The 7,912-nt window shown below is 65.3% G+C and carries 7 protein-coding genes; 2 read left to right on the forward strand and 5 right to left on the reverse strand.

Going from position 1 to position 7,912, the window contains the following annotated elements; genetic code table 11:
* Positions 1-42: 42 nt before the first annotated feature.
* The 3 genes from fabG to K5880_RS22030 all read right to left on the reverse strand — a co-directional run bounded on the left by fabG (position 43) and on the right by K5880_RS22030 (position 4,269).
* Complete coding sequence (fabG, locus tag K5880_RS22020) at positions 43-786, reverse strand: 3-oxoacyl-ACP reductase FabG (protein WP_297657718.1); 744 nt, start codon at positions 784-786, stop codon at positions 43-45.
* A 4-nt stretch (positions 787-790) separates the two neighbouring features.
* On the reverse strand, positions 791-2,944 hold the full coding sequence (locus tag K5880_RS22025; protein ID WP_297657721.1) for a 3-hydroxyacyl-CoA dehydrogenase NAD-binding domain-containing protein: 2,154 nt from the start codon (positions 2,942-2,944) through the stop codon (positions 791-793).
* Between the two features lie 119 nt (positions 2,945-3,063).
* On the reverse strand, positions 3,064-4,269 hold the full coding sequence (locus K5880_RS22030) for an acetyl-CoA C-acetyltransferase (protein ID WP_297657724.1): 1,206 nt from the start codon (positions 4,267-4,269) through the stop codon (positions 3,064-3,066).
* A 100-nt stretch (positions 4,270-4,369) separates the two neighbouring features.
* Here K5880_RS22030 and K5880_RS22035 point away from each other — a divergent pair, with 100 nt between their 5' ends.
* Together K5880_RS22035 and K5880_RS22040 are read left to right on the forward strand one after the other, a co-directional pair.
* Positions 4,370-5,524 carry an acyl-CoA dehydrogenase family protein gene (locus K5880_RS22035; protein ID WP_297657727.1) on the forward strand — a complete coding sequence of 385 codons (1,155 nt, stop codon included), beginning with the start codon at positions 4,370-4,372 and terminating at the stop codon, positions 5,522-5,524.
* A 151-nt stretch (positions 5,525-5,675) separates the two neighbouring features.
* Complete coding sequence (locus K5880_RS22040; RefSeq protein ID WP_297657730.1) at positions 5,676-6,629, forward strand: LysR family transcriptional regulator; 954 nt, start codon at positions 5,676-5,678, stop codon at positions 6,627-6,629.
* A gap of 7 nt (positions 6,630-6,636) precedes the next feature.
* Here the strand turns inward: K5880_RS22040 and K5880_RS22045 are convergent, their stop codons facing one another.
* Complete coding sequence (locus K5880_RS22045; RefSeq protein WP_297657732.1) at positions 6,637-7,014, reverse strand: hypothetical protein; 378 nt, start codon at positions 7,012-7,014, stop codon at positions 6,637-6,639.
* 107 nt (positions 7,015-7,121) lie between these two features.
* Positions 7,122-7,751, reverse strand: coding sequence for an ATP-binding cassette domain-containing protein (locus K5880_RS22050; protein WP_297657735.1), 630 nt, complete (start codon positions 7,749-7,751; stop codon positions 7,122-7,124).
* Positions 7,752-7,912 lie beyond the last annotated feature (161 nt).

Below are 7,912 nucleotides of genomic sequence, written 5' to 3' on the forward strand. Positions count from 1 at the left end.
GGGAGTACCGCACGCCACTCCGTCACGCAAGGGCGAACTGCGTCACACCGACATGCCGCCCGAGACTTCGATCACGGCGCCGTTGATGTAGCTGGCCTCGTCGCTGGCCAGGAAGGCATAGACGTTGGCGATCTCTTCGGGCCGGCCCAGACGGTGCAGTGGCACGCGGTGCTCCATCTCGGCGATGACCTTGGCCGGAATCGTGTCGAGGATGTGCGTGGCAATGAAGCCCGGTGCCACCGCGTTCACCCGCACCCCCTTGGGCCCGAGTTCGCGGCTCCAGGTCTTGGTGAAGCCGATCACGCCGAACTTGCTCGCGGCGTAGTTGGTTTGCCCGAAGTTGCCGTAGATGCCCACGACTGAGGAAGCGTTGAGGATCACGCCGCTGCCCTGGGCAACCATGGTGTCGGCCACGGCCTGCGCGCAATGGAACACGCCGCGCAGGTTGACGTCGATCACCCGGTCGAACTGCTCCAGCGTCATCTTCTGCAGGCGCGCATCCTGCGTGATGCCGGCGTTGTTCACGAGCGTGTCGATGCGCCCGAAGCGCGCCACCACCTGCGCGACCACGGCGTCCACCATTTCCCGCTGCGCCACGTCCATCACGAAGCCGGCGGCCTTTGCGCCCAGTGCCTCGCACTGGCGTACGGCATCGTCCACCGCGGCCGGCAGGAGGTCGCAGACGACCACGCTGGCGCCTTCGCGCGCGAACTTGAGGGCGGTGGCCAGGCCGATGCCCTGCGCAGCACCGGTGATGAGGCTGATCTTTCCGTCGAGTCGTTTCATGGGTTCAGAAGGTCGGTTGGTGCTGGCGGATCACGGCTTTCGCGGCGCTGTCGAGTGCAAAGCCCGTGCCATGGCGGGTGGCCAGTTCGGCACAGCGCTGCTCGAAAGCCTCGATGCCCGTGCCGTAGATGAACTGCAGCGCGCCACCGGTCCAGGCCGGAAAGCCGATCCCGAAGATCGAACCGATGTTGCCGTCGTGCACGGAGGTGAGCACGCCTTCGGCCAGGCATCGCGCGGTTTCCACCGACTGGCGATAGAGCAGGCGGTCCTTGATGTCCTGCAGGTCCCAGGTGGTGCCGGCTTTCTCGAACAGCGGCTTGAGCTCGGACCAGAGCTGTTTCTTTTGCCCGGGGGGGTAGTCGTAGAAGCCGCCGCCGCCCGCGCGACCCGGGCGCTTGAGCTCCTTGACCATGCGTTCGACCAGCAACTCGCCCGGTGTGGCCTCGTAGCGCCTGCCTTCCTTCTCGTAGTCGGCACGGGTCTGGTCCAGCACGTGCACCGAGAGCGAGAGCGCGGTCTCGTCGAGCACGGCCAGCGGCCCCACCGGCATGCCGGCCTGCATGGCCGCGTTTTCGATCACCGGCGCGGGAATGCCTTCGCCCAGCATGGCCGCGCCTTCCATCACGAAGGTGCCGAAGGTGCGGCTGGTGTAGAAACCGCGCGAGTCGTTCACCACGATCGGCAGCTTGCCCAGCGCCTGCACGTAGTCGTAGGCGCGCGCGATGGTTTCGTCGTCGGTGTCCTTGCCGCGGATGATCTCCACCAGCTTCATCTTGTCCACCGGGCTGAAGAAGTGGATGCCCACGAAGCGCTGCGGCCGGCTGCTGGCCTGCGCCAGACCCGAGATGGGCAGGGTGGACGTGTTGCTGGCGAAGAAGCCGCCAGCGGCGAGCATGGGCTCGGCTTCCTTGGTGACCGCGGCCTTGAGCTCGCGATTCTCGAACACGGCCTCGATGATCAGTTCGCAGCCCTTGAGGTCGCCCGGATGGTCGGTGGGCAGGATGCGGTCGAGCAGCGCGCGCTGGTCGTAAGGGCTCATGCGCCCTTTGTCCACCCGCGCCTGCGTGAGCCGGTAGCTGTAGGACTTGCCGCGCTCGGCGTTCTCCCTGCTCACGTCCTCCAGCACGGTGTGGATGCCCCGGCTGGCCTGCGCATAGGCAATGCCCGCGCCCATCATGCCCGCGCCCAGGATGCCGACCTTCTTCGGTTTGAAGCGCGAGATGTCCTTCGGGCGCGACTGCCCGCTCTTGATCGCGTTCATGTTGAAGAAGAAGGTGTTGATCATGTTCTTCGCCACTGGGCTCACGATCAACCGCGCGAGGTAGCGGCTCTCGATGCGCAGCGCGGTGTCGAAGTCCACCAGCGCACCCTCGGCCATTGCCGCCAGCGCGGCCTCGGGCGCGGGGTACAGGCCGCGCGTCTTCTGCTTGAGCATGGCCGGGGCCACGGTCAGCATGCCGGCAACCTTGGGGTTGGCCGGCGTGCCGCCGGGGATCTTGTGGTCCTTCAGGTCCCAGGGCTGGCGCGATTGCGGGTGGGCCGCGATCCAGGCCAGCGCTGCGGTGCGCAGCGCGGCGGCGACATCGCCTTCGGCCGACACCAGCTCGTGCACCAGGCCCAGCTCCAGCGCCTCGCGCGGGTTGAACAGCTTGCTCTCCAGGATGTAGGGCTGCGCGCCCATCAGCCCGAGCAGGCGGACCATCTTGGTGATGCCGCTGGCACCCGGGATGAGCCCCAGCGTGATCTCGGGCAGGCCGAGCTGAATCCGCGGGTCGTTCACCGCGATGCGGTGGTGGCCGACCAGCGCCACCTCCCAGCCGCCACCGAGCGCGGCGCCGTTGATGCAGCTCACCACCGGCACACCCAGCGTCTCCAGCGTGCGGAAGTTCTTCTTGGTCTGTTCGATCTCGGCGAACACCCGCGGCGCGTCGGCCGCCGTGAGGCGCATCGTGCCCTTGAGGTCAGCCCCCGCGAAGAAGGTGCTCTTGGCCGAGGCCAGGATGATGCCCTTGATGTCGGCGCAGTCGTGCATGACCCGGGCGGTGACTTCGGTGAGGTCCGCCTGCCAGTCGGCGCACATGGTGTTCACTGGCGAGCCTTCCTCGTCGAAGGTGATCGTCGCGATGCCGTCGGCAAGTTCGTAGCGGATGGTTTTCATCGGATGCGGTACTTTCATGCCCGTTCGGGCTGAGCCTGTCGAAGCCTTCTTGCGTTGCACCGCGAGAGCCCTTCGACAGGCTCAGGGCGAACGGTGCATTTGAACGCGGGGGTGGGTCGTCAGACCCTTTCGATCACTGTGGCGATGCCCATGCCGCCACCCACGCACAGCGTGGCCAGTCCATAGCGCAACTGGCGGCGGTGCAGCTCGTCCACCAGCGTGCCCAGGATCATGGCGCCGGTGGCGCCCAGCGGGTGGCCCATGGCGATCGCGCCGCCGTTCACGTTCACCTTCTCATGCGGCACGCCCATCTCCTTCATGAATTTCATGGGCACGGCGGCGAAGGCTTCGTTCACCTCGAACAGGTCGATCTGGTCGATCGTGAGCCCCGCCTTGGCCAGCGCCTTGCGCGCTGCCGGCATCGGGCCGGTGAGCATGATGGTGGGATCGGCGCCCGAGAGCGCCACCGAGACGATGCGCGCGCGTGGCGCAAGGCCGTGTGTCTTGCCGGCGGCCTCGCTGCCGATCAGGACGGCGGTGGCGCCGTCGACGATGCCCGAGGAATTTCCCGCGTGGTGCACGTGGTGGATGCGCTCCACCTGCGGGTAGCGCTGCAGCGCCACTGCGTCAAACCCCATGCCGCCCAACTGCTCGAATGCCGGCTTGAGCGAGGCCAGGCCCTCCATCGTCGTATGCGGTTTGATGAACTCGTCCTCTTCCAGGATGGTCTGACCGAGGAAGTCGGTGACCGGCACGATGGATCCCTTGAAATGACCCGCCGCGCGAGCGGCCGCCGCGCGCTTCTGCGATTCGAGCGCGAAGGCGTCCACATCCTCGCGGCTGAAGCCTTCGAGTGTGGCAATCAGATCGGCGCCAATGCCTTGTGGCACGAACAGGGTGTCGCTGTTGGTCTGCGGGTCCTGCGCCCAGGCGCCGCCGTCGGAGCCGATGGGCACGCGGCTCATGCTTTCCACGCCGCCGGCCACCACCAGGTCTTCCCAGCCGCTCTTGACCTTCATGGCCGCCATGTTCACCGCCTCCAGGCCCGAGGCGCAGAAGCGGTTGAGCTGCACGCCCGAGCAGCGCCAGTCCCAGCCGGCCTTGAGCGCGGCCACCTTGGCGATCACCGAACCCTGCTCGCCAATCGGCGAGACCACGCCCATCACCACGTCGTCCACCGCAGCGGTGTCGAAACCATTGCGCTGCTGGAGCTGGGTGAGCACGCCGGCCAGCAGGTCGATCGGCTTGACCTCGTGCAGGCTGCCGTCTTTCTTGCCCTTGCCGCGCGGCGTGCGCACGGTATCGAATACGAATGCTTCGCTCATGGTGTCTCCTGGGGGAAGGCGGGTGCCGCGGATCAGTATAGACTTTTGCCAAGCACCTGCTTTGTCAAATTCCCGGCCCCCAGTCTGATAGGTGACAACCATGATCGAACGCACCATCTTCAACGCCGACCACGAGGCGTTCCGCGACAGCTTCCGCAAGTTCATCGAGAAGGAAATCGCACCGCACCACGAAGCCTGGGAAGAGCAGGGCTACGTGGACCGCGCGGTCTGGAGCAAGGCGGGTGACAACGGATTCCTCTGCATGACGCTGCCGGAGGCTTATGGCGGCTCCGAGGCCGACAAGCTGTACTCGGTGGTGCAGATGGAGGAGATCGCGCGCAGCGGGTTCACCGGCATCGGCTTTGGCCTGCACAGCGAGATCGTGGCGCCGTACATCCTGCACTATGGCACCGAGGAGCAGAAGAAAAAATACCTGCCCCGGCTCGCCAGGGGTGAGATGGTCGGTGCCATCGCGATGAGCGAACCCGCAGCGGGCAGCGACCTGCAGGGCGTCAAGAGCACGGCAATCAAGCAGGCCGACGGCGGTTACCTGCTCAACGGCAGCAAGACATTCATCACCAACGGCTGGCACGCCGACCTGGTGATCGTGGTCGCCAAGACCGACCCCGCTGCCGGCGCCAAGGGCACCAGCCTGCTGCTGGTGGAACGCGGCATGCCCGGTTTCGAGACGGGCAAGCGGTTGAAGAAGCTGGGCATGAAGGCGCAGGATACGTCCGAGCTCTTCTTCGACAACGTGAAGGTGCCAGCCGAGAACCTGCTGGGTGGCGAGGGCAAGGGCTTCATCTGCCTGATGGAGCAATTGCCCTGGGAGCGTCTGCAGATCGCGATTGGCGCGGTGGCCGCAGCCCAGGCCGCGATCGACTGGACGGTGGCGTACACGAAAGACCGCAAGGTGTTCGGCCAGGCCGTGGCTGCTTTCCAGAACACGCGCTACAAGCTGGCCGAGCTGCAGACCGAGGTTCAGGTGGCACGCGTGTTCGTCGACAAATGCTGCGAGCTGGTGAACCTGGACAAGCTCGACACCGCGACCGCCAGCATGGCCAAGTACTGGTGCTCGGACCTGCAGTGCAAGGTGATGGACGAATGCGTGCAGCTCTTTGGCGGCTACGGCTACATGTGGGAATACCCGATCACCCGCGCCTACGCCGACGCGCGCGTGCAGCGCATCTACGGCGGCACCAACGAGATCATGAAAGAGGTGATTTCGCGCGGGATGGGGCTGGGGGGGCGGTGAGGCTTGTGCATCCAGGCATTCAGGGACGGTGCGCTGAACCTGCAGGCGATGCATGGCGCTGCGATGAATGGTGTGTAGCCATATTGAATTGATAATCTGACAGATTTCTTTAAATGAGTAACATCTTGGTTTTATAAACCGGGTGTTTCCAGTGAAGAACGTCGACATCAAGCAACTCGCGCTGTTCTGCGAGCTCATCGAATGCCAGAGCCTGACCGAAGCGGCCGCGCGTATGAACGTCACACCCTCGGCGGCGAGCCAGGCGCTGACGCGTTTGCGTGGTGTGCTCAACGACGCGCTCTATGTGCGAGAGAACCAGCGCTACCAACTCACGCCCTATGCCGAACACACCATGGCCAGCTTTCGAGAAATGCTGGCGCTGTGGAACGATGCGAGTTCCAGCGAACGCGATTTCGACCCGAAGCTGTGCAAGGCCCACATCGTCCTGTCGTGCTACGAATCCTTTGGCGAAGGCGGGCTCACGGACCTGTACCGCAGCGTGATGTCCGCCGCGCCCCTTCTGAGCCTGGACATCCTCTCGCCCGCCAACGGGCCGCACGATGTGAAGGACCTGCGCGAAGGCGGCGTCGACGTGGTCTGCAGCCACTACGAGCCACCGGCGGACGCGCGCGATCTGCACGTGGAGACGGTCAAGTGCTTCGAATTGACCGACTGCTGCCTCAATGTGGATCACCCGCGCATCGGTGACAGTCTCACGCTGGAGCAGTACTGCGCCGAGCAGCACCTGCTGATCGCCTTTCTCCGCAGACAAAGCCAGAGCGGCCAGCGCAGCCCGATCGATCTGGAACTCGAACGGCTGGGGTTCGGCGCCCGTCGGGCCTCGGTGGTCAACTCGTGGGCACTGTGCGCCGAACTGCTGGCCAGCACGGACCGCCTGGTCACCATCAGCCGCCCCCAGGCCGAGATGCTGCGGAAAAGCAACCCGAGAATCCGCAGCATTGCGCTGCCCACCGGCATGACCTGGCCGGACATTCCGGTCAACATGATGTGGCACCCGCGTACCCACAACAGCCGCCCGCATCGCTGGTTGAGGCTGCAACTGCGCGAGTACCTCACGCGGCACACGCCCAGGCCGCCTGCTTGACGCATCTTCATTGCTCCAGCCCGGCGTCGAGGTCGACCAGGTGCTCCATGGCTTCCACCTCGCTGGCCATGCGGCAGAGCAGGTCGAAATACTCGAATCGCAGTTCACGCAAAGCTTCGCGCTGCTCCGCGGCCAGCACACGCAGGTAGAGCTGCATGTCGCGGCGGGACATGTGCAGCATGTGTGGCTCCAGCACGTTGACCATCTGGCGCTTGAGTTGCTCAAGCCGGCCCTCCTCCATCACCTCGCGGTGCGCTGCACCCTCGGTGCGCAGCAGCCTCTGCAGCCAGCCGGTGAAGCAGATCCGCTGGACTGGCGCCTGCACAGCCTTGGCGGGCGGGTTGGGCGCGTCGTGGGCCTTGCCGGGGTTGTTGTTGGTGTGCATGGTGCTTCTCCTGGATGTCGCGTTGTCGATGGCGTCACTCTAGGAGCGGTGCCGCGAAGCGTCCATTTCGAAATCGGAGAAGGGAATTTAGTCTGGCTAAATGACGTCTAAAGTTCGATAGTCAATTTCAATGCAACCCCTCCAGGGGTCTCGTGGTCGGCCAGCAGCCAGGCGCGGGCGGGGTGTTCGGCGGCCTCCTGCAGCAGTTCGCGCAGAAAATGCCGGGATGGCCCGTCGAGTGCCGCAAAGGGTTGATCAATGAGCGTGAGCGGCGTGCCGGCGGCGAACGCGGCCGCGAGCCAGACCTTGCGCCGGCTGCCGGTCGAGAGCATGTACATGGGCTTGGACAGGTGCGGCCCTAGGCCGAAGCCGCGGACCAGTTCGCCCAGCGTGTCGCCGCTGAATCGGGGGTAGTGGCGGCTCAGGCTCTCGAGGTAGCTGCCAGCGGCCAGCGCATCGTGCGCCTCGGTTTGCGGGTCGATCCAGAACACCTGATGGCGGTACGCGTCGTGTTGCTGGTCAAGCCTGATGCCGTGAATGGCCAGCGTACCGGCGCCCGCCTGCTGCGCTCCCGCGAGCAGGCTCAGCAGGGTGCTCTTGCCGCTGCCATCGCCGCCCTGCACCAGGCTCACACCGGGGAGGATGTCGAAGCTCAGGGCGTTGAACAACGCGTGCCCGTCCCAAGCGAAACACAGGCCTCTGACGTGCAGCACCGGATCGGCGGGATCGGCGTTCATGGTGTGAGCTAGGGCCTGTTCACACTATTTTTCCAAGTGCGAAGGGGTTGAAAACAGCGCCAATCGAGGCGCACGGCGACGGCCAGACCGGGCGTCTGGCCTAGGAGTGCAACGAAGAGTGGCGCTGTTTTCAACCCCTTCCCTTCGGGTTGCGGCCAAAA

The organism is Hydrogenophaga sp. (genome assembly GCF_025699295.1).
GTDB lineage: Bacteria > Pseudomonadota > Gammaproteobacteria > Burkholderiales > Burkholderiaceae_C > Hydrogenophaga.

What these genes read in the sequence shown, in the direction of transcription:
- fabG (WP_297657718.1), bottom strand. Translation starts at nt 786, where the DNA reads ATGAAACGACTCGACGGAAAGATCAGCCTCATCACCGGTGCTGCGCAG.
- K5880_RS22025 (WP_297657721.1), bottom strand. Translation starts at nt 2,944, where the DNA reads ATGAAAACCATCCGCTACGAACTTGCCGACGGCATCGCGACGATCACC.
- K5880_RS22030 (WP_297657724.1), bottom strand. Translation starts at nt 4,269, where the DNA reads ATGAGCGAAGCATTCGTATTCGATACCGTGCGCACGCCGCGCGGCAAG.
- K5880_RS22035 (WP_297657727.1), top strand. Translation starts at nt 4,370, where the DNA reads ATGATCGAACGCACCATCTTCAACGCCGACCACGAGGCGTTCCGCGAC.
- K5880_RS22045 (WP_297657732.1), bottom strand. Translation starts at nt 7,014, where the DNA reads ATGCACACCAACAACAACCCCGGCAAGGCCCACGACGCGCCCAACCCG.
- K5880_RS22050 (WP_297657735.1), bottom strand. Translation starts at nt 7,751, where the DNA reads ATGAACGCCGATCCCGCCGATCCGGTGCTGCACGTCAGAGGCCTGTGT.